This window comes from Acinetobacter sp. 1124_18A (genome assembly GCF_052824995.1).
This window is the reverse complement of the sequence record NZ_VTDF01000009.1, coordinates 1-21,719: the sequence shown is the minus strand read 5'-3', so window position 1 is coordinate 21,719 and position 21,719 is coordinate 1. Positions and strand designations below refer to the sequence as shown.

The 21,719-nt window shown below is 39.0% G+C and carries 22 protein-coding genes; 8 read left to right on the top strand and 14 right to left on the bottom strand.

Annotated features, from left to right (window positions below):
• Positions 1-6: 6 nt before the first annotated feature.
• The 5 genes from nuoF to ndhC all read right to left on the bottom strand — a co-directional run bounded on the left by nuoF (position 7) and on the right by ndhC (position 4,965).
• Positions 7-1,338, bottom strand: a complete 1,332-nt coding sequence (gene nuoF / locus FY048_RS15800; protein ID WP_446091765.1) for an NADH-quinone oxidoreductase subunit NuoF — start codon at positions 1,336-1,338, stop codon at positions 7-9.
• Positions 1,335-1,844 (bottom strand): NADH-quinone oxidoreductase subunit NuoE, encoded by a 510-nt coding sequence (nuoE, locus tag FY048_RS15795; protein WP_016139136.1) that lies wholly within the window; start codon positions 1,842-1,844, stop codon positions 1,335-1,337. The genes nuoF and nuoE overlap by 4 nt, the downstream gene beginning before the upstream one ends.
• A 13-nt stretch (positions 1,845-1,857) precedes the next feature.
• Positions 1,858-3,645: an NADH-quinone oxidoreductase subunit C/D gene (nuoC, locus tag FY048_RS15790; protein WP_016139137.1), complete on the bottom strand. Its 1,788-nt coding sequence runs from the start codon at positions 3,643-3,645 to the stop codon at positions 1,858-1,860.
• An 84-nt stretch (positions 3,646-3,729) separates the two neighbouring features.
• On the bottom strand, positions 3,730-4,407 hold the full coding sequence (locus FY048_RS15785; RefSeq protein ID WP_446091764.1) for a NuoB/complex I 20 kDa subunit family protein: 678 nt from the start codon (positions 4,405-4,407) through the stop codon (positions 3,730-3,732).
• 6 nt (positions 4,408-4,413) lie between these two features.
• Entirely contained in the window at positions 4,414-4,965 is a 552-nt protein-coding gene (gene ndhC / locus FY048_RS15780; protein WP_016139138.1) for an NADH-quinone oxidoreductase subunit A, read from the bottom strand.
• A gap of 424 nt (positions 4,966-5,389) precedes the next feature.
• Here ndhC and FY048_RS15775 point away from each other — a divergent pair, with 424 nt between their 5' ends.
• Positions 5,390-6,808 (top strand): GGDEF domain-containing protein, encoded by a 1,419-nt coding sequence (locus FY048_RS15775; protein WP_446091763.1) that lies wholly within the window; start codon positions 5,390-5,392, stop codon positions 6,806-6,808.
• A gap of 91 nt (positions 6,809-6,899) precedes the next feature.
• On the top strand, positions 6,900-7,253 hold the full coding sequence (locus FY048_RS15770) for a hypothetical protein (RefSeq protein ID WP_446091762.1): 354 nt from the start codon (positions 6,900-6,902) through the stop codon (positions 7,251-7,253).
• Between the two features lie 22 nt (positions 7,254-7,275).
• Here FY048_RS15770 and bfmS read toward each other — a convergent pair whose 3' ends face one another.
• The 3 genes from bfmS to FY048_RS15755 are packed head-to-tail and all read right to left on the bottom strand — an operon-like array spanning position 7,276 to position 9,853.
• Complete coding sequence (gene bfmS, locus FY048_RS15765) at positions 7,276-8,925, bottom strand: sensor histidine kinase BfmS (RefSeq protein ID WP_252610092.1); 1,650 nt, start codon at positions 8,923-8,925, stop codon at positions 7,276-7,278.
• A 32-nt stretch (positions 8,926-8,957) separates the two neighbouring features.
• Positions 8,958-9,674, bottom strand: a complete 717-nt coding sequence (bfmR, locus tag FY048_RS15760) for a response regulator transcription factor BfmR (RefSeq protein ID WP_003653488.1) — start codon at positions 9,672-9,674, stop codon at positions 8,958-8,960.
• Positions 9,671-9,853, bottom strand: a complete 183-nt coding sequence (locus FY048_RS15755) for a hypothetical protein (protein ID WP_035366252.1) — start codon at positions 9,851-9,853, stop codon at positions 9,671-9,673. The genes bfmR and FY048_RS15755 overlap by 4 nt, the downstream gene beginning before the upstream one ends.
• A gap of 353 nt (positions 9,854-10,206) precedes the next feature.
• Between FY048_RS15755 and FY048_RS15750 the strand changes: the two genes are divergently transcribed.
• The 4 genes from FY048_RS15750 (at position 10,207) to FY048_RS15735 (ending at position 15,557) form a co-directional block, all read left to right on the top strand.
• The gene (locus FY048_RS15750) at positions 10,207-13,038 is read left to right on the top strand and encodes a ribonucleoside-diphosphate reductase subunit alpha (RefSeq protein WP_446091761.1); all 2,832 of its coding nucleotides are present in this window, start codon (positions 10,207-10,209) and stop codon (positions 13,036-13,038) included.
• A 56-nt stretch (positions 13,039-13,094) separates the two neighbouring features.
• The gene (locus FY048_RS15745; RefSeq protein ID WP_016139143.1) at positions 13,095-13,229 is read left to right on the top strand and encodes a hypothetical protein; all 135 of its coding nucleotides are present in this window, start codon (positions 13,095-13,097) and stop codon (positions 13,227-13,229) included.
• Between the two features lie 138 nt (positions 13,230-13,367).
• Positions 13,368-14,651, top strand: coding sequence for a ribonucleotide-diphosphate reductase subunit beta (locus FY048_RS15740; protein WP_446091760.1), 1,284 nt, complete (start codon positions 13,368-13,370; stop codon positions 14,649-14,651).
• A 126-nt stretch (positions 14,652-14,777) separates the two neighbouring features.
• A complete protein-coding gene (locus FY048_RS15735) occupies positions 14,778-15,557 on the top strand; it encodes a tetratricopeptide repeat protein (RefSeq protein ID WP_446091759.1) in 780 nt (259 codons plus the stop codon).
• A 181-nt stretch (positions 15,558-15,738) separates the two neighbouring features.
• On the opposite strand, the gene FY048_RS15730 is transcribed toward FY048_RS15735, so the two are convergent.
• Positions 15,739-16,632 (bottom strand): PhzF family isomerase, encoded by an 894-nt coding sequence (locus tag FY048_RS15730; protein WP_446091758.1) that lies wholly within the window; start codon positions 16,630-16,632, stop codon positions 15,739-15,741.
• A gap of 224 nt (positions 16,633-16,856) precedes the next feature.
• Between FY048_RS15730 and FY048_RS15725 the strand changes: the two genes are divergently transcribed.
• Positions 16,857-17,720 carry a LysR family transcriptional regulator gene (locus FY048_RS15725; RefSeq protein ID WP_446091757.1) on the top strand — a complete coding sequence of 288 codons (864 nt, stop codon included), beginning with the start codon at positions 16,857-16,859 and terminating at the stop codon, positions 17,718-17,720.
• Positions 17,721-17,986: 266 nt separating this feature from the next.
• Here FY048_RS15725 and FY048_RS15720 read toward each other — a convergent pair whose 3' ends face one another.
• The 4 genes from FY048_RS15720 to FY048_RS15705 form a co-directional block, all read right to left on the bottom strand.
• Complete coding sequence (locus tag FY048_RS15720; RefSeq protein WP_198497165.1) at positions 17,987-18,421, bottom strand: N-acetyltransferase; 435 nt, start codon at positions 18,419-18,421, stop codon at positions 17,987-17,989.
• Positions 18,422-19,302: 881 nt separating this feature from the next.
• Positions 19,303-19,878, bottom strand: a complete 576-nt coding sequence (locus FY048_RS15715) for a hypothetical protein (RefSeq protein ID WP_026056236.1) — start codon at positions 19,876-19,878, stop codon at positions 19,303-19,305.
• Between the two features lie 11 nt (positions 19,879-19,889).
• Complete coding sequence (locus tag FY048_RS15710; protein ID WP_446091756.1) at positions 19,890-20,174, bottom strand: hypothetical protein; 285 nt, start codon at positions 20,172-20,174, stop codon at positions 19,890-19,892.
• 69 nt (positions 20,175-20,243) lie between these two features.
• Positions 20,244-20,843, bottom strand: coding sequence for a TetR/AcrR family transcriptional regulator (locus tag FY048_RS15705; RefSeq protein WP_446091755.1), 600 nt, complete (start codon positions 20,841-20,843; stop codon positions 20,244-20,246).
• A gap of 121 nt (positions 20,844-20,964) precedes the next feature.
• Here FY048_RS15705 and FY048_RS15700 point away from each other — a divergent pair, with 121 nt between their 5' ends.
• Positions 20,965-21,294 (top strand): darcynin family protein, encoded by a 330-nt coding sequence (locus FY048_RS15700; RefSeq protein WP_446091754.1) that lies wholly within the window; start codon positions 20,965-20,967, stop codon positions 21,292-21,294.
• Positions 21,295-21,373: 79 nt separating this feature from the next.
• Here the strand turns inward: FY048_RS15700 and FY048_RS15695 are convergent.
• The coding region (locus FY048_RS15695) for a type I secretion C-terminal target domain-containing protein (protein WP_446091753.1) at positions 21,374-21,719 on the bottom strand (346 nt) is incomplete at its 5' end.

The following is a 21,719-nucleotide window of genomic DNA, read 5'->3' as shown; positions in this document are numbered from 1 at the left end:
AATTCCTTAAACTTGTTCTACGTTGCTGGTTTGCACGACAGGACGAGTCGTCACTTTCGCTTCAAACTCACCACGGAAATGTTTGAGTGCGCCCATAAGCGGCTCCATCGCACCTGGTGCGTGGGCACAGAAAGTTTTACCGATCCATAATTTACGAGTCAATTCTTGTAAATGATCGATATCTTCTTTCTTACCTTCACCTGCTTCAAGTGCTTTAAGCGCTTTAACAGCCCATGGCAAACCATCACGACATGGTGTACAGAAACCACATGATTCACGCGCAAAGAACTCTTCTAGGTTACGAGTGAGCGATACCATGCATTGAGTTTCATCTACAACCATTAATAAACATGTTCCCAAACGAGAACCTGCTTTCATAATCGTGTCTGCATCCATTGGTAAATCAATGGTATCTGCTGGTAAAAAGTCAGTTGAAGCACCGCCCGGTAACCATGCTTTAAGCTTTAAGCCTTCTCGCATACCACCAGCATGATCTTCAATCACTTCACGCGCAGTTGTACCAAATGGTAATTCCCAAAGACCTGGGAATTTCACTTTACCTGACGCACCATAAATTTTAGTGCCCGGGTCTTTTGACTTACCTGCTGATAAACCGATATACCACTCTGGACCACGAAGCATAATTGCTGGCAAGTTGTTATAAGTTTCAACGTTGTTCACAATTGTTGGACGGCCCCATGCTCCTGCAACTTGCGGGAACGGTGGCTTAGTACGAGGGTTAGCACGACGGCCTTCAAGCGAGTTAATCAATGCAGTTTCTTCACCACAGATATAACGCCCTGCACCCGTATGTACATGCAACTCAAAATTCCAGCCAGAACCTAAAATGTTTTCGCCTAAATAACCTTTAGCACGAATCTGTTCTAACGCTTCATTTAGATATTGAGCAGCCTCGATGTATTCACCACGGATAAAGATATAACCATGAGTCGCCTCTAAGGTATAACCCGCAATTAACATCCCTTCGATCAATTGATGTGGAAGTTTTTCCATCAACAAACGGTCTTTAAAGGTACCAGGTTCCATTTCATCGGCATTACAGATCAAATAACGTGGACCACCATCATTTGGTGCCATTAATGACCATTTAATACCCGCTGGGAAACCCGCACCACCACGACCTTTTACGGTTGCAGCTTTAATCACGTCTAACACTTCAGCAGGTTTCATGCCTAATGCTTTTTTAAAGCCAGCATAACCTTCAAGTGCTTCGTAATCATCAGCACCACGAACTTCGTCACGTTTACTTAAACGCCAAGTTAGTGGATGAGTTTCTGGATTACCGTCGCCATAAATTGGTTTTGGTTCAGTATTCATACATACTTCTCCAATAACTGTTTGACTGATGTCACTTCAACTAAACCGTGAGTATCTTCATCAATCATTAAAGTTGGGCCTTTGTCGCAGTTGCCTAGGCAGCAAATTGGAAGCAGCGTAAAACGACCATCTGCAGTCGTTTGACCAAACTGAATACCTAATTCGCGCTGGAATGCTTCTGCAAGTGTTTCTGCACCCATCAAGAAGCAAGCAATTGAGTCACAAAGCAAAATTACGTGACGACCTACCGGTTGACGATAGATACGGTTGTAAAATGTTGCAACACCTTCCAAATCAGCAACACTCATCGACAACAACTGTGCGATGGCATTCATTTGAGCGTCATCTACCCAACCATTACGGCGCTGTACACACTTCAATGCATCCAAAGAGGCTGCACGAGGGTATGGATAGTGACCAATGTGATGTTCGATATCGTGAATTTCGTCCGCAGTCAAAATCCCTTCAACATTCACACGTGGCTTTTTATCAGTCAAAATCATCATTATGTGTTACCTCTTAGCGATCCACGTCAGCCATAACCACGTCAATGGTCGCCAGATAAATGATTAAGTCAGATACCAAACTTCCGTTAATCACTGCAGGCATTTGCTGTAAGTGAGTAAAAGTCGGTGTACGAATACGAGTACGATAACTCATCGTCGATTTATCTGAAGTCAAGTAATACGTACTTGCGCCTTTAACCACTTCAGTCATAAATGATGACTCGCCCGCTGGCATGACAGGACCCCATGAAACGCTCAAGAAGTGCGTAATCAAGGTTTCAATATCTTGTAATGTCTTATCTTTCGGTGGTGGAACAGCCAATGGGTGATCCGCTTTATATGGACCAGAAGGCATGTTATCCAAACACTGTTGAATAATTTTTAACGACTCAGTAATTTCACGGAAGTGAACGAGTACACGTGCATATGCATCGCCTTCATACTCAACTGGCACATCAAAATCGAAGTTTTCATAGCCACTGTATGGACGATATTTACGAACGTCAAAATCAATACCTGTCGCACGTAAACCAGTACCAGTTACACCCCATGCGAGTGCAGATTTGGCATCGTATTGTGCAACGTTACGCGTACGACCAATAAACACAGAGTTTTTCAATGCTGCTGTGTAGTATTCGTTTAAGCGCTTAGGCATCCACTCTAGCAATTCTTTAACAAGTTTTTGCCAGTTGTTTGGAAGATCGTGTGCTGTACCACCAATACGGAACCATGCTGGATGCATACGGTAACCCGTGATTGCCTCAACAATGTCGTAAACTTTTTGACGGTCTGCGAACATATAGAATACTGGTGTCATACCACCGGCATCCTGAATTGCCGTACCACAGAACAACAAGTGGTTATTAATACGGAACAATTCGTTCAACATGACACGAATAACTTGAGCACGTTCAGGAACTTTAATACCTGCCATTTGCTCGACAGCCATTACATACGGCATGTTTTGAGCACAACCACCTAAGTAGTCGACACGGTCAGTATAAGGAATGAAAGAATGCCATGTTTGACGTTCAGCCATCTTTTCCACACCACGGTGGTGATAACCAATATCAGGAACACAATCCTTCACTTCTTCGCCATCTAGCTGCAATACAACACGGAACGCACCATGTGCAGATGGATGGTTAGGACCCAAGTTCAGGAACATGAAATCTTCGTCAGCGTTACCACGCTTAAGACCCCAGTCTTCTGGCACAAAGCGTAAGTGCTCTTGTTCAAAGTCTTGTTTCGCTTTGTCTTGCATGTACGGCGTATATTCCGTCGCACGTGCTGAATATTCTTTACGTAACGGATGACCTTCCCAATACGTTGGCAACAAAATACGACGGAGCATTGGATGCCCTTCGAAATTGATACCGAACATATCGTAAGCTTCACGTTCATACCAGTTGGCATTTGGCCAGATATTGGTCGCTGTCGGAAGGTTAAGATCATTTTCGTTCAAGGCAACCTTGATACGAATGTCACTATTACGCTCAAGCGATAATAAATGATAGAACACAGTGAAGTCAGATGCTGGTAAACCATCGCGATGAACACGTAAACGCTCATCCATCGCAGATAAGTCAAACAGCATTACATATGGACGTTCCACTTTACGTAGGAACATAAGGACTTCTTGCACGCGTGCGCGCTCAACCCAGACTGTTGGAAACTCTTCAAAAGTCGCCTGCACGTAAAAGTTCTCACCAAATTTGGTTTTGAGTTCTTCTACGATTGCAAATGCTGGGCGTGAATCAACTGGTGTTGACTCTGGCATAGCAATGTCAGTTTCAGCCATTGGCTTGGCTTCCTATTTAATACAAATTCTGTCAATTTTCTCGATGAACATATCGGTTAGATATGTCAAAGCACCGTCAAAAAATTATTTAATCTCATCCATAGAGCGTAAGTTTTTAACGGCAATACGCTGCGCATTCTTACGGTCACGTTCTGGCTTCATCTTTGGCTTATACACTGGCTGAAGATCATCACCGATCACGGCAGAAAGCGGGCGTCGCTCTAATTGAATCTGGTCTTGTAAAAGCATTAAAGCTTGAATTAATGCTTCAGGACGAGGTGGACAACCTGGGACGTACACGTCAACAGGAATAATTTTGTCTACACCTTGAACTACTGAATAGATGTCGTACATACCTCCAGAGTTTGCACAAGCACCCATCGAGATGACCCATTTAGGCTCTAACATCTGTTCATATAGACGCTGAATAACTGGTGCCATTTTTACGAAACAGGTTCCCGCAACAATCATCAAGTCAGCTTGACGAGGTGAAGCACGGATAACCTCTGCGCCGAAACGTGACAAGTCATGCACACCTGTTAAGGTCGTTGCATACTCAACGTAACAACATGAGGTACCGAAGTTAAATGGCCACAAGGAGTTTTTACGCCCCCAGTTTACTGCTGTATGCAAGACATCCTCTAAACGAGTCATGAATACGTTTTTATTCACTTCCTCTTCTAGTGGATCTGTCACGATTTGACGTTCTTGCAATGGGTATTGGTCAGCATCCGGATTCGCGCGGGTCAGAGTATATTTCATCCCGACTTACTCCTTTTCAGATGACAATGCAGGTGTAGTTTTTGACTTAACACGACCTGATGATTGAGCTGGAATCTGGCCTGTAGGGTCAGTTACGAGCTCTTCAATAGAGTTAAAGCGTGTAATTTCAGCAATGTTCATTGTTGGTGAACCGATTTTAATCGTCTCACCTGCTGATTTACGGCGATCTGCTGGTGACCAACTTAAAGCACCTACAGAGAAGGCATAAACAAGCGCAATCAATAAATCAACGACAAAGATCACGACTGTGGTATATCCCAACCACCCTACTTCACGCACAGAAGTAGACCATGCATAGAGGTAAAGTGCCTCTAAGTCGAAGACAACAAAGAAAATTGCAACTAAATAGAACTTTGCAGACAGGCGAATGCGAGCGCCACCAGCACTCACGACACCCGATTCAAACTGCTCTTGCTTAGCACGCCCCCACGATTTCCCCCCGAGGAGTAAGGGAACTGTGAGCATAAAGACGCAAAGAAATGTAACGCCGATCACGAAGGCGATAATCGCCCAGTCGTATGGAGTAATGGCACTCATGCGGGGATAACTCCTGGCAGGCCTATTATTTAACAAAGAATGTATGTATTGGCCTTCAAATACACCAAACACAAAATTAATCCCGCCAATTGTACCTGATTTCTAATTTCGCATGCTAGTTGAAGCGTCTTAGTCTTTCGGATGATTTTCTAGGCAAAACTATTCTTCTATGGGTTGTAAGGGGGGTTTCACCGCACACAATCGGTTTATTTAATAGTTTTTTTGTTTATGATGATTTTTTTCATTTTTTAATTTTAGAATAATTACACAGTTCATCCATCATTAAGTTTTAATAACTTACTTTTTTATAATATTAGTTTGTTTTTTATTGTATTCAGCTTCTCCTCTGAATTATGATGAATGTTTAGTCATGCATAATATTTTATTACTCTTGGATAAGAGTGTTTATCATTAAGGGCAGCTGATGCCATACTCACTTCGTGAATTTTCATTTTCCTCTTCTTTAAAATTTTTTCTCCTGTTTGGCTTCATTATTACGGTATGTTGTTTTATTGGCATCGCATCGCGTCCTTTAAGTTTTCTCGCGTTCTTTTGGCCTGCCAATTCTGTTTTGCTCGGGTTACTCATTCGCTTTCCAAGCACACGTCGACTCAGTGTATTTTTAGGTGCTTATATAGGATATGTGATTGCTGATCTAATTCAAGGTACTCCATTTGTTCTCACACTCGTTTTAACAACGTCAAATTTTATTTATGTAGTGACCACCCTCGCACTCTATACTTTTTTCAACCAAAATATTAAAGCAGCCTACAGAGGTTATTCTTACCTTTTTTTATTTGCTTTATGCGGAGTAGGAAGCGTAGCAGGCGCATTGTTTGCAGCAACTTTTGTGCCCATGTTTAATACCAAATTTATGCTTGGTAATTTATGGGATGAATTCGGTTACTGGTTCACGTCAGAGCTACAAAACGCTTTACTTCTTTTGCCAATCATATTGAACCTACCTCAATACAGTCAGGTAAAACATTACTTTTCGAGAAATCGTGGCTTACAAGCGATTGACCTTTTACCTTTTCTAGCAGTCATCATTTCTATTGCTGCCAGCTATTATGACTCAGGCCCAGGTTCCCTGCTCTACCCAATTGCTGCACTCATTTGGTGTGCCATTCGCTACAAACCGATTATTGTTGCACTCATTACGACCTTTACCAGTGCCTATATTATCTATCATGTCTCTGGACATTACCTTTTGCTTTATCCAAACGAATATTTAAGCAACACCATTTCAATTCGTATTGGTTTAATCATGATGACGATTGCACCTCTTACCGTCTCTAGCATTAGTGTTTTACATTCAGAATTAATTCAAAAGCTTCAACATGCCATTGCGCATGACGAGTTAACATCGAGTCTCACTCGACGTCAGTTTTTGCAGTCGGTCAGACTCCTTCAAGAAAAGGTACACAAGGAAAATAAAACCTCAGCCTTCTTCATGCTTGATGTGGACCACTTCAAACAAGTTAATGACAACTATGGCCATCAAATAGGTGACCGTGCTCTACAAACTTGTGTCACCACCATCCAAAACATTTTGCACCCTCATGATTTATTGGGACGATTTGGCGGTGAAGAATTTGCAATTTTCATTGCAGATACCACCAAAGAGAGCGCATTTGACCTTGCAGAGCAAATACGAATTAAAATTAGTCAGCAACCGATCTATATTTATGGGAAATTACCAATTTTCATACAAGTCAGTATTGGTATAAGTTTATATTCGCCATCTTCTCATAGAGCAATTGAAAATTTATTTAAAGAAGCAGATGACGCTTTATATCAAGCAAAACGCCAAGGGCGTAATCGGGTCTTTATATCTTTATAGGTTTCCATTTAATCATCTAGTGTAATGAATTTTATACAATAACCTGTGTTTTGCCATGTATGCTAATAACAGATAATAAGGAGAAAAATGCATGACTCTAGAATATACGCATAAACCAAACTACTACTTGTTTGCGCAGTTACTTGTGCGACATATAGAAAGCTATATTCACAAACATCCAGATGCGAACAATGCAATTTTTGACTTGCGAGATGTCTATGAAATATTTAGACAGGATTTTGCGTCAACCACAACGAACCTAGAAGGTATTTTGCATATTGCAGATGAATATAAAATAGAAACGATTAATGGAGATCGACCTCTTATTCAAAAATACCAGATTGATGCAAAAAACAATTCATTACTGATCGACTTTAATTCCGATGCGTTGACTAGCTTAAGAAGCGGAAAACCTATTTTGGAACCAGATGCAACTCAATTATAAGTAATGCAATAAAAAAGCACCTTTATGAAGGTGCTTTTTTATTGGCTTTCAACGGAGGTTGTTTAAAGCGTTTTGCAGGCCATGTCATGATAAAGCGAGCTCCACCTAAGGTAGGACTCTCATCTACTTTAATTTCACCACCGAACCAGTAAGCAATACGACTCACAATTGACAACCCTAGGCCATATCCACCCGACGCACGCGTACGACTGTCATCTAAACGGGCAAAGGCTTCAAATACTCTTTGACGATCTTGCTCAGGAATTCCGGCACCATCATCTTCAACACAAACAAAGGCCATGCCATCGCTGTGAACACCACCTGTAATGCGAACTTTATTATCGCAATAACGAACAGCATTACCCACCAAGTTTTGAACAACACGGTGAAGATAACGACGCTCTGCATCTACTTTTAAATAAACAGGAGGTGCAACAAGTTCAATTTCTTTTTGCGTTTTTAAAGCTTCGGTTTCTACCGCAACCTGATCCAATACATCAAATAGCGCAATTTCAGCAAAATCTAATGAAGGTGTACCCTGCTCTAGTTTTGCATAAGTCATGATTTCATCAATTAAGGTATTGAGCGCTTCAATATCTTTATCAATCATATCGACCTGATGCATACGATGGTTGTAATCATCTTCTTCTGCCAACATCTCTGTACCAAAGCGTATACGGGCAACCGGCGTTCTAAGCTCATGAGATACCGCTCTCATCAACTCGCGCTGAGCCTCAATTAAACGCTGAATATGATCAGACATATTGTTATAACTTGATGCCAAGTTTGCCATTTCGTCACTTCCTTCAATAGGAACACGCAATGACAAATCACCTGACTTCATGCGGTTTAACGCATAACGAACTTGGCGAATTTTACGCTCTAACGGCAAGATAAGACCATAAACACCCAGACTCAGTAAGAATAGGCTAAATAAGGTAATTCCAGCAGAAAGCTGTAAAGGCATCCAGTTAAACATTGGAACCGGTCCAAGAACCAGAACTTGTGTCGGATGATTTGGAATTGGAGATACGATTGAAATGGTTGTGCCACGCATTGTTGCACTATCTTTGTACAACATGACACTTTGGTCTTGGCGTAGACGACCAATTTGCTCAGAGTCTAGATTAATATCTTGAATATTGAAGATATTAATTGGATATGAGAAATGTTTTTGAATCTTAGCAAGATATTCTTGTTCTTGCCCCGGATAAAACATTAAATAATCAAGTACAAAAATAGGGAGAGCCTTCATTTGGCGCTCACTAATTTTGTCTACTTTTATTGATAAAAAGTGCTGAGGGTCATCACGCAAACCAATAATAATATACGCAATACTATTACTGGCATCGTAACGAACAACAGACTTTTGAGCTTCGATCCGTTTTTTCTCGGTACGAGATAACTCGACCTTGCTCGCATCAGTGTAATAAATTGGGAGTTCCAATAAATCTGATGCATCTGAAACCCAGTCTATTTTCTGCTGCTTCCCCGGTTGTCGAGCGACTCCCTCACTAATGACATAAGAAATACCATCAGTTAAAGATTCACGGTATTCTTGAGCACGTTGATAATTGATAATTTGTACAAGCAAATAACCAAAAACGGCAACCAAAACAACAAGAATTACCAGTCCCGCATAGATTCGCAGGAATATGCTGTGTTTAAACACTCGACCAACCTTATAGGAAGTTTATTCAGACCTTATAACCCATTGGTTTCTTTAACGAACAAGTAACCTTTACTACGTACTGTTTTAATACGCTTTGGATTTTCAGGATCATCGCCAATTTTTGGACGAATACGTGAAATACGGACATCGATTGAACGGTCCTGACCATCGTATTCGATACCGCGTAAACGTTCGAAGATATCTTCACGCGATAAGATACGGCCAGCATTTGATGCAAGCAACCATAATAGGTCATATTCTGCGCTAGTGAAATCAACAAGCTCACCATGCAACGTTACAGAACGGCCGCCATTATCAATCACAAGGTCATCAAATTCGATACGCTGTGCAACTTCGTCTTCTACAGTTTTATCTGTACGACGTAATAACGCACGGATACGGGCTAATAGCACACGCGGTTGAACTGGTTTAGCGACATAGTCGTCCGCACCCATTTCAAGACCAAGTACCTGATCCATATCTTCTGTACGTGCAGTCAACATCAAAATCGGTTGGTGATAATGTGGACGAACTTCACGGCAAACGGTTAAGCCATCGGCACCCGGCAACATGACATCCAAAACCACGAGGTCTGGTTGTTCACTAATAATACGACGAATTGCACGGTTACCATCAGTTTCTACACCAACTTCCAAGCCGTTGCGGATTAAATACTCTTGAGTTAATCGTGCTAAACGCTCGTCGTCTTCAACGATCAGAATCTTTGGTAACTTTTCTTCTTGGCTCATATCATTGCCCCTATAAATCTCATTACATGCATCTTAAAAATCTTGCAGATACATTCGTTTATCATTTGCAATATACACACGTTTACATTGTAAACAAGTAGGCGTTCACCAAACTGATACATGACAACCGTGTTTTGTTGCATTTTATTAGCCTTTGAATTTTCTCGTGTTTTTAACATTTAGTTATTGTTATTAAATTTCATATTCTATTCATATTTCCAATGTATGAATATTAAACAAATTATTTCTCTACCTACATTAATTGTATTTAAGTGCTTGTTTTTTGAGTTATCCACAAACTTATCTATAAGCGTTTTTTAATAGCTTTGCTATGCTATCTCCCATCAAATCATACAGATAAAAAATTACTAAAAAGTCAAGATTGATCTGCTATGAAAAATCCCGTATCTTGTGTTCAAAATAAACTTTAACTACTAAGTCTTGTGTTTATCCCTCAAACATCGTGGCATACTTTTTGCTCGGTTCAAACGGTCTATAAACATAACAAAAGTGACAATGGAGCTATGCTGGCATGAGCGTAATTACTTCGACTCCCGGTCAAATTCAAGTGATCAAACGCACTGGAGATGTTGCTGCATTTGATGCAGAGAAAATTTCTGTTGCGATTGGTAAAGCTTTTCTTGCTGTGGAAGGTCAACAGAGTTCGGATTCAAGCCGTATTCATGACCGTATTACCCAACTGACGGAAATGGTATTAAATACTTTCACTCGCCGTTTACCATCGGGCGGTACGATCCATATTGAAGAAATTCAAGATCAGGTTGAACTTGCTTTAATGCGTACCGGAGAACAGAAAGTTGCCCGTGCTTACGTGATTTACCGTGAACAACGTACGACTGCTCGTCAGCAAACGAACTCAAACCACCATCCTACGTTACAAGTGACCGATGCAAACGGTCAGCTTCAGCCACTTGATTTAAGTGCATTGCAAGCAACGATTGCTAAAGCAGCTGAAGGTTTGGAAGGTATTGATGTTCAAGCTATTGTCGATGAAACCGTTAAGAACTTATATAACGGCGTAAAAGAGAGTGATATTGCCACTACGATGATGATGGCAACACGTACTCGTATTGAACAAGAACCAAACTATACTTACGTGACTGCACGTTTACTTTCTAGTGAATTAGTGAGCACAGGTTTAGCATTCTTAGGCTTACCTACAGATACTCCTGAAAACACTGCACTCGAAGCCTTCTTGAAAAAAGGTGTAGAGCTTGATTTGCTTTCGCCAAACTTGCTTGATTTCGATTTAGAGAAACTAGCAGCAGCAATTCAGCCAGAACGCTCTAATCAGTTTACCTACTTAGGTTTACAGACTTTATTTGACCGTTACTTCATTCACTCAAATGGCGTTCGCTTCGAATTACCGCAATTGTTCTTTATGCGTGTGTCGATGGGTCTTACGTTAAACGAGCAAAATAAAGAAGACCGTGCAATCGAGTTCTATAACTTATTGTCTAGCTTCGACTACATGGCGTCTACCCCTACCCTGTTTAACTCAGGTACATTACGTCCACAGCTTTCTAGTTGTTACTTAACAACGATTGGCGATGACCTCTATGACATTTATGGCGCAATGCGTGACAACGCGATGCTTTCTAAATGGGCTGGCGGTTTAGGTAATGACTGGACACCTGTACGCGCATTGAACTCTTACATTAAGGGTACAAACGGTAAATCTCAGGGTGTAGTTCCGTTCTTGAAAGTTGCGAACGATACAGCTGTTGCAGTAAACCAAGGTGGTAAGCGTAAAGGTGCAGTGTGTGCATACTTAGAAACTTGGCACTTAGACATCGAAGAGTTTTTAGAACTTCGTAAAAACACTGGTGATGACCGTCGCCGTACACACGACATGAACACTGCGAACTGGGTTCCAGATTTGTTTATGCAACGTGTATTTGAAGATGGTGAATGGACATTATTTACTCCTTCTGAAACTCCAGACTTGCACGACTTAACAGGTGCTGAATTTGCTGAGCGTTATGCTTACTATGAGTCTGTAGCGAAAGAAACCAACATGCTACACAAGAAAGTACGTGCTAAAGACTTATGGCGCAAAATGCTTTCTATGTTGTTTGAAACTGGTCACCCGTGGATTACATTCAAAGATGTATGTAACTTACGTTCGCCACAACAACATGTTGGTGTAGTTCACTCATCTAACTTATGTACTGAAATTACCTTGAATACAAATCAAGACGAAATTGCAGTATGTAACTTGGGCTCGATCAACCTTGTTCAACACGTTCAAGGTGGTGTGTTAGACCGTGAGAAGTTAGCTCGCACAATTAAAACAGCAGTACGCATGCTCGATAACGTTATCGACATTAACTACTACGCTGTACCACAAGCGAAAAACTCGAACTTGAAACACCGCCCAGTGGGTATGGGTATCATGGGCTTCCAAGATGCTCTTTATGAAATGAACATTGCTTACGGTTCAGATGCTGCTATTGATTTTGCTGATGAATCAATGGAAGTGATTAGCTACTACGCGATTGAAACTTCAAGCAACTTGGCAGTTGAACGTGGTGCTTACTCAACATTCAAAGGTTCATTGTGGGATCAAGGTATCCTTCCAATCGACTCTTTAGAAATTGTTGCAAAATCTCGTCCAGAACGCATGTTCGAAGTTGACCGTACTCAACGTTTAGACTGGGACACTTTACGTGCCAAAGTTCAAAAAGACGGTATGCGTAACTCAAACGTGATGGCGATTGCTCCTACTGCAACCATCTCTAACATTTGTGGTGTTTCTCAGTCTATTGAGCCAACATTCCAGAACTTATATGTGAAATCTAACTTGTCTGGTGAATTCACTGTAATTAACCCTTACCTCGTTCGTGCATTAAAAGATCGCGGTCTTTGGGACACAGTGATGGTTAATGACTTGAAACACTTTGAAGGTTCAGTACAAAAAATTGCTCGTATTCCTGAAGAATTAAAAGCAACCTTTGCTACTGCGTTTGAAGTAGATACACGTTGGATCGTTGATGCTGCTTCACGCCGTCAAAAATGGATTGATCAAGCTCAGTCGCTTAACCTTTACATTGCTGGTGCAAATGGTAAGAAACTTGACATCACTTACAAGATGGCATGGTTACGTGGTCTTAAGACGACTTATTACCTCCGAGCTTTAGGCGCAACTTCTGCTGAAAAATCTACGATCAACACAGGTGCTTTAAACGCAGTTAAACCTGCGACTGTTGAAGCGGCGGCAGTTGCTGCCCCTGTTATAGAAGCGAAGAAACCAGAAGCTGTTGAAGAAGACGGTTTTACCCAAGCAGCTCCAGTTCCAATGGCTTGTTCAATCGACAACCCAGATTGTGAAGCTTGCCAATAACATTCAATAAAATTGCTCTTTTTCACTAAAGAGCAATTTTAAAAGAGGTAAAGATTATGCTTTCTCATCTCAGCCATAACTATATGCTTGGTGTTGGAGTTTTAATCTTTGCCTTTCTTTTCTTTTATATACCACTGATTTACGCATTTTTCACAATACGTAAGCAACAGCGTAAGCAAAATAAGTTGTAGTGAGTAGAGACCAGAGGCACAAAATTTGGTCATGCATCAATAAAACTTAATTTTGTTTACACATTAAAAGCGTATAGTAGGGACATCTTCGTTTAAGAGATGTCAAATATAGATATACACAACGAAGAGAGAACAAAAATGTCTATCCTTAGTTGGGACGATTTTGAAGATGATTCGCAAAAACCGGCTGCACCTGAACACAAGTCTGCGCCCATCCAACCGGAAAAAACGACTAATTCGCAGAATGTATCTTCTGCGCAGTCATCATCGCAGAGCTTGGCAACTTCACAATCCGCTGGAACCCATTCCGTGCGACCAACAGTTGCCTCCGATACGGTGGCTAGAGCCTCTGCAGCCTTAGAACATTTAGATGTTGCTCCTGGCCTTGAAGAGCTAGAAATGGGCGCACAACGTGTTCAAGTTGACGACAAAGCGATGATTAACTGTCGTGCGGACTTGAACCAGCTTGTTCCATTTAAATATGAGTGGGCTTGGCAGAAATATCTTGACGGGTGTGCAAACCACTGGATGCCGCAAGAAGTAAACATGAACCTAGACATCGCGCTTTGGAAGTCTGAAAATGGCTTAACTGAAGATGAGCGTACGATTGTTATGCGTTCTTTAGGTTTCTTCTCGACTGCTGACTCTTTGGTTGCAAACAACTTGGTATTGGCAATTTACCGCCACATTACCAACCCTGAATGCCGTCAGTACATCTTGCGTCAAGCATTTGAAGAAGCAATTCACACTCATGCTTACCAATACTGTATCGAATCTTTAGGTATGGACGAAGGCGAAGTCTTCAACATGTACCGTGAAGTTCCATCTGTTGCACGTAAAGCAGCGTGGGGATTGAAATATACTCAATCTTTAACAGATCCTAATTTCCACACAGGCACACCTGAAAACGACCAACGTTTACTTCGTAACTTGATCGCGTTCTACTGTGTTCTTGAAGGGATTTTCTTCTACTGTGGCTTTACTCAAATTTTGAGTATGGGTCGTCGTAACAAGATGAACGGTGTTGCTGAGCAATTCCAATACATCTTGCGTGATGAATCTATGCACTTGAACTTTGGTATCGACATGATTAACCAAATCAAGATTGAGAACCCTCACCTTTGGAGCGCAGAGTTCCAACAAGAAGTGGTTCAAATGATTGTTGAAGGTACAATGCTTGAAATCGAATATGCACGTGACACGATGCCACGTGGTGTATTGGGTATGAACGCAAGCATGATGGAAGAATATTTGAAATTCATCTGTAACCGCCGTTTATCTCAGTTAGGTTTACCAGAGCAATTTGCTGGTGTAACTAACCCATTTGCGTGGATGTCTGAGATGATGGACTTACGTAAAGAGAAGAACTTCTTTGAAACGCGCGTAACTGACTACCAAACTGGTGGCGCGTTAAGCTGGTAAGTTTAAGCGTTCTTCCTCAAAGTAATTTGAGGCTATAAAAAATCCGACTATATGTCGGATTTTTTATACTTATTTAAGATAATTATTAATATTAATTGAATCAGATTAGCTTATAAGAGATACATTATGCATATAAAGTATTTAATAATTTTTAGCGTCATAAGTTTGTGTATCTTAAATATTGTAGGCTGCTCAAAACCACTTTCACAACAGAATAATAACCAAAGTGAATCAAGCCAATTATATGAACAAGGTGGTAAATACTTCTTAGGAAAAGATGTTCCAAAAGATTATCAAAAAGCTTTTTCTTATTTCCAAATGGCGGCTGAAAAAGGCTTACCTATTGCACAAAATGATTTAGCAGGAATGTATTCCAAAGGAATTGGTACGTCGAAAAATAAAGAAAAAGCTTACTATTGGTATGAGAAAGCTGCTAAAAATAATTTTCCAGAAGCTCAATACAATATGGGGCTTATGTATGATAATGGCTATTATGTAAGTAAGAATAGATCTAAAGCCTTAGAGTTCTATAAATTATCTGCTAACCAAGGTTATGCTAAAGCTCAATATAATTTAGCAAATGCTTATCTTTCAGGAGATGGTGTACAAAAAGATATTAATTTAGCTTTAGAATTATATGAAAAAGCTGCAAGACAAAATCTTTCTGAAGCTCAATATAATTTAGCAAATATTTATTCAGATGGTAGCTTAGTTAAACAAGATAATGAAAAAGCTTTGAAGCTATATACACAACTAGCTGAGAAAGGTATACCTGAAGCTCAGAACAATCTAGCCTATATGTATGCTAATGTTTTCTCAGATTATGAAAAAGCAAAATTTTGGTTCAAAAAAGCTGCCGATAATGGATATGAACCCGCGAAAGAGGCTTTAGAACAGTTTCAGTAAACTACAATGTATTTTACTTAGAAAAAAAGGGTGCCAAGAGCAACCCTTTTTATATGTATATATTCATAAACGATGATCTTTATGTGAGATCCAAATAACCAAATACAGCCTTTTCAACTCGCTGCTGTAAAGAAAAGAACTTCTTTAAAACTCGCAAGATGTCATAATTTCTTAAATATAATCAATCTTTTCCCGAGTACAAAACTGAGCCAACTAAAACTGCTTGTCCTGCAATGCTGACATGTAATATTGAATCTGTTTTCTCAACTGTCACTAGAACTCGTCCCGGTTTTTGTATTGCGAGACCTTGATACCCCCAATAACTTACTTTCTGGTCACATTCGATTAAATCATGATGAACAAGATATGCTCCTGCTGGACCATTTGCATTACCAGTTACAGGATCTTCATTAATACCGATTGCAGGTGCGAACATTCGACCATAAGTAATAGGTTCTTGCTTACTACCTTCCAAGACAAATGGGAAAAAACCATTGCAACCTATTTCAGCGCTAATAGCTTTCAATTTTTCATTGTTTGGAATTAATTCATCAAGCTTACTTCTGCTCAGCATTGGCACCATAACCTTGGAATGCCCCGTCGTGACAACTTGTATTGGCAAGTCCGCAAAATCACTTTCACTCACACCCAGTGCGCTTGCAAGTTCACTCCGTTGACTCGCATTAAAAGGCGGTAAGAACTCTACGCGACCTTGAGTCATTTTCACCAATAACGCTTCTGGACTTCCAAATATTGAAACGGGTAAATGACCTGCCCCCGTTTTTGCAATTAATGGATATTCTGATTGGTGGCCTTTAGTTGCACGTAAAAAATGAGTAGCGATCGTCGCATGTCCACAGATCGGGACTTCATTTGTTGGCGTAAAATATCGAACATGTATGTCATGGCTTTGATCTTTAGGTGACAAAACAAAAGCAGTTTCTGAATACCCTGTGAATGCAGCAATATCTTGCATCTCTTGAGTTGTAAGATGGTCAGCGTCTAGCACAACCCCCGCTCGATTTCCTGTATTGGGTTTGGTGGTAAATGCATCAACCACATAAATGGTCGTCATGGCAGAACTCCTCTGTTGTTAACATTGTGATCTCAGAAATAGCTCCCGCCATAACCAGAAAATCTTATTTAATTGCAGCAACACATGTCGCAGTTCTAAAAGGTTTATAGTCGTCTCATATAATGAGTTTTGAATCTTTGTAGTGGTTGTTTGAATTGTATAAATCTAAACATCGGGGATACTATAGTTTTTATTGCAAACGCATTTTCTAAATATGGAAAGGTATGAACTGGGACGATACTAAAATTTTGTTAGCTATTGGGCGAACTGGTGGGTTGAGCCGCAGTGCAAAATTGCTTGGTATTAGTGTTTCTACCGTACATCGCAGAGCTGTTGAACTAGAGAAAAGTCTCAATGCGATTCTTTTTTCTCGAGACAGTGATGGCTATACACTCACCCACGTAGGAAAACATTTTTTTGCTTTGGCTGAAAAAGCAGAAGAGCATTTAATAGCGATGGAACGTTACAATGATCAAGGGCAACAATCATTGTTCCGCATTGCTTTACCTGAGTTAATCGGGCAACAGTTACTTCAGTCAAAACTAACAGCATTGCAACTGAAGCATCCAGATTTACAATTAGAGATCTCAACGAGTGTCGTTCCTGTTGATTTTTCCCGACGGGAAGCTGACATTATTCTTCGACTTGTTCGCCCAGAAAGCGGGCGTTACATTATTCGACGCCTTGGCCAACTTGAGTATGGGCTTTATTGTAGTAATGATTATCTCGTCAGTTTCACAGAGCATGCTGAAACGCCTGATGATTTATTGAAGCATCGTATAATCGGTTGGGACCGAAGCCTTCAATATACGTTTCTAGCACAATGGATGCGTGAACTCACTCAAGATGCAGCACCTGCTTTGTCTTTTGATAACATGCACTCGCAACTACGAGCAGTCATTGAAGGACAAGGAATTACAGCCCTGCCTTGTTTTGTTGCACAGGCTTCTGGTTTAGTACCCATACTACCTAAGCAAACTTTAAAACAAGATGTGTGGTTAATGCGTCATTTAGATACGAAGGATAGTGACTATTCAACGTTGATTAGTGAAACGATTGAAAAAGAACTACAAGAATATCTGTTGTGATAAAAATTAGCTTTTATTCTAATTTTGAATTCGAAAAAGAAATTTTATGTTAAACCGAGTTAGGTCTCGCTCAAGTTGTACAGAGTGATTTTTAGTCAAAATGATTGGCGATAACTATCAAATCTGCTCATAAAAAAGCCGATTTGTGTCAAAATCAGAATTTTGCTTTTTTGTAGTAGATAAAAATTCTTACCACTATGATTTTAAAATTTTTTTTAAATATGGTTTCAGATAACGGCCATTATGTTAAATAGGTTTCAAAACGATCATTCCCATCGCATTAAAAACTCTTTTGATTCAGTTTCTTCATCTAAGGTTTCTTCTAAAACTTTAAAACCAACAGACTCATAAAATCTGACGCTGTTAGTATTTTGTTGATATACATTTAATTCTAGATTGTTTCTAATTCCCTTAGCATGATTAATTAGTAGTTTACCTATCCCTTTACCTTGCTGCTCGGGAGATACGAAAATTGCAGCTATCGTATTTTCTACTAAAGCGATGAATCCATAAATGTTAGTTGTATCTTCTACAAGGTAAACCTCTGACATTGGAAGATAGATATTTTGCATTTGTACTTTATTATTTTCCCAATATATTTCCGGAATAAAATTATGAGCTTTAACTGATGCATTAAACCATATCTCTGTTAACCCACTAAAATCATTAGTATTTGCCTGTCTAATAGTTATTGAGCTCATAACGTTTTACTCTTAAATTTATTAAAATTATTATAATACACCTTATGCGAAATCTAAAATGGGAGCTATATACCATATTTAAAACGAGTCACAATCATATCTGCGACCGATACGGAGTGCATACTTGAATCAGAGGTTGTGCACAGTAAGGCATATAAACTTGATCAGACCAACTCTTAATTTCATCCCAATCCATTGAGATACTTTTATGTGTTTGAGGAATGGGTTTTCCTTGACAATCTTAAATTAAGCTATCCTGTAACATCACAACAACTCCATGTTATGAAAATAACATTCTTCTAAGTTTCTTTAGGTCGTTACTTTTGCACTAATATAAACTATTTAGTTTAGTGTTTCTAAAATTAACATAATACAGCTTATGCGAAATTTAATTTTTTATCTGATATAAATCATAGTCTTATTTTTTAAAAAAAGCCAAACTCATAGTACTTGGGCTGTTTTAATGATTTGTCACCTTTCAGGTTTACTTTTTGATCAACTCTCAACAATTTCATGTAATCTCTATTAATTCTAAAGCAGATAAATATCCACTCTAATCTAAATCCTTCTTAAGATGACTCACTGCCCTATCCTACACATACACTTAAGTAATTCGAGTATCTAAAAGCATCTTCCAAAGAATTTATCAAATCTATATGCTCTTTCTTCATAATGACATGGGTTGTGCCTCTGAAATTGTCATTATGCGTCGTAAGAATCGCTAAGCTCTTGACTTCCTGAAATGGAAAATGACAACTTATGTGTCGCGTGATGATATAACAGCACAATATAGATGCTGTAAAAAAGGGTTGCTAATAGCAGCCCTTTTTCATATCTACCTTTCAACTCAACAGGAAAGTAAAACCACTTTTAAATAAAAATTAGGTTTCTTTCTTATACTTAATTAGTTTTAAAAATAATATTAAAGCAACCACCACTAGCCAGATTAAAATTAAATACCGCATCAATAAGGTGGGAAACATAACCCAATTCCACCAAGAAGCAATTTCTTCTTCACTTGTTGAAAAATTAATTACACTCCCTTTTTCATCTTCAAAGCGAACACTGCTAGCTACAATTTTATTACCATCAAGAAATATTGAAGGATAAGGAAAAAAACTTCCTTCTAATTTAAGCAATCTTCTAGGTTTATATAAGTCACAAAATGAACCATTTTCATTTCTAAAATATGCACAATTAATAAGAAAATTCTTATTGCCTCTTTCTACGACTAACGACCTTATACGTCTATTTTTAAAATGAAATTCAGGCTCATAAACAACAAAACTCTCTTTTCTAGGAGTAAAAACTATACTGGGGTTAAGAGCGCAAAGCAGTACTATCACACAGAAACTTAAGGAAAGGACAAGAACAAAATTTTTATAAATATACGAATATAATGAAAAAAATGGATCAACTACCTCAGCAGAGATCCACATTTTAAGTTTATAAATCACACCTATCCCCTCTATAAAACAACAATAAAGAACATCACAGATAAAAGGATACCTATTAAAAGTGGCATAAAATTAGCTATATACTTATTTTCCTTAAAAAGCTTGCTAAATATAAAAATGAGAAAACAAATTAAATATGACACGTTATAATTAAAAGAAGATAAATCATCAAAATAATTTATTCCTTTACTTCTTTTAGCAAGGAGATAAAACATAAAAATAGAGTAACTCACCAAACCTAAGAAAATTGAAGTAAATGCACTTACCTCTGCTTTACTCATAATTTCATCTTTCATAAATCCCCCAATAAAAAAATAATTATTTAATAAAATAAAAATGCTATTTTATAGCAAAATTAATAATTTTTAATATAGCTCTAAATAACCAAATACGGCCTTTTCAACTCGCTGCTGTAAATTTTTTAAATCACTTTCCCCTGCTATGCCTGCTGCATTAATCATTCCTTTGCTTAAAGCAATCACATCTTGTGCGACCGTCTGTGCATGTGAAATGCCAGAGCCTATAAACAGCTCAGAAATTATGGTTTCAAGTTCGTGTTGATGCTCACTTTCCTCAACGTCTTTTCCAATAAGTTCGGAAGCAAATTCTAGAGTTCGTGCCAACTGTGGACGGCTCAATTGATGCTGTACAGCAGCTTGTATGATGAGTTTTAATTTTTCTTTTAAGTCTGCGGTATCACTTTGCTGTATAGCTTCAATAATATGATTTGAAAGTTTAGTGCGCTCACGTCGAATTAACTCGACGATTAAAGCATCTTTAGAAGGAAAGTATTGATATAGGCTACCAATGCTTACCCCAGCAAGTTCAGCCACAGTATTTGTGTTAAATCCAGCAAAGCCTAAAGACTCTAAAATACGAGCAGCAGCCTCTAAAATAGCTTCAAATGTAGCCGTTGAACGTGCTTGACGCGGACGTTTGCGTGGGTCTGGAAGTGTTTCTGACATGAGCCGAAATGCGAGTATTTAATGTGAGTAATCACTCATATACTGACTGAGTCATGTTGATATGACAAGTAAATGCTGTCTTTTCACTTGAACTAAAACTCGGTCCAGTCATGGAGTGGTTATGTCTAGAACCTATACTTTTTTTATTCATTTAAGAGCTTTGCCTGCTTGGTTGGCTTTAGCTCGTGAAAAGCGTGCTGACTTTAGTGCACAGAAACTTGTACCTATTTTTGAGAAGTACTCGACTGTAAAAGTTCGCTGGTATGACGTTGAAGCGTTTAGCACTAAAGCCAGTGATATTGCTGTATTTGAAACAGCATCTCTGCAAGATTATTACTTTGTGATTGATGCGATTCGAGACTCTGAGTTTTGTACAGTGCCCTACTTTGAGTTTGTAGAGATTATTCCTGCAATTGAAGATGGGTATGTGGAGTATGAGAATTCTTTATAGAAGTTGTGAATAAAAACCGCTATTAAATAGCGGTTTTTATTTAGTCTTTAAAATTTAAATTAAAGTGTCATTGATGAAACTAAACTATAAATACATCAGCTTTAATTAAATCATCCAAACTAGTTACATTTGTTTGATTATTTAAAATTAATAGCTTGGTGGCTGAATAATTTACATCATTTCCATCTCTATCCAAACTTAGCGTAACTGTTGAACCGCTTTTTTCAAATGATACAAACTGATTGAGATTTTCTTTACTCGCTTGACCAATAATTAACTCAGAAATATTGATTTTATCTCCTTGAGAAATATTAAAGTCTGACCATGTATCAACGCCATTACCGCCTGTAGCATCATTTCCAAAACCTTCTAAAATTTTGAAAATCGCAGTATCGGCACCTATTCCTCCATAGAGCGTGTCATTA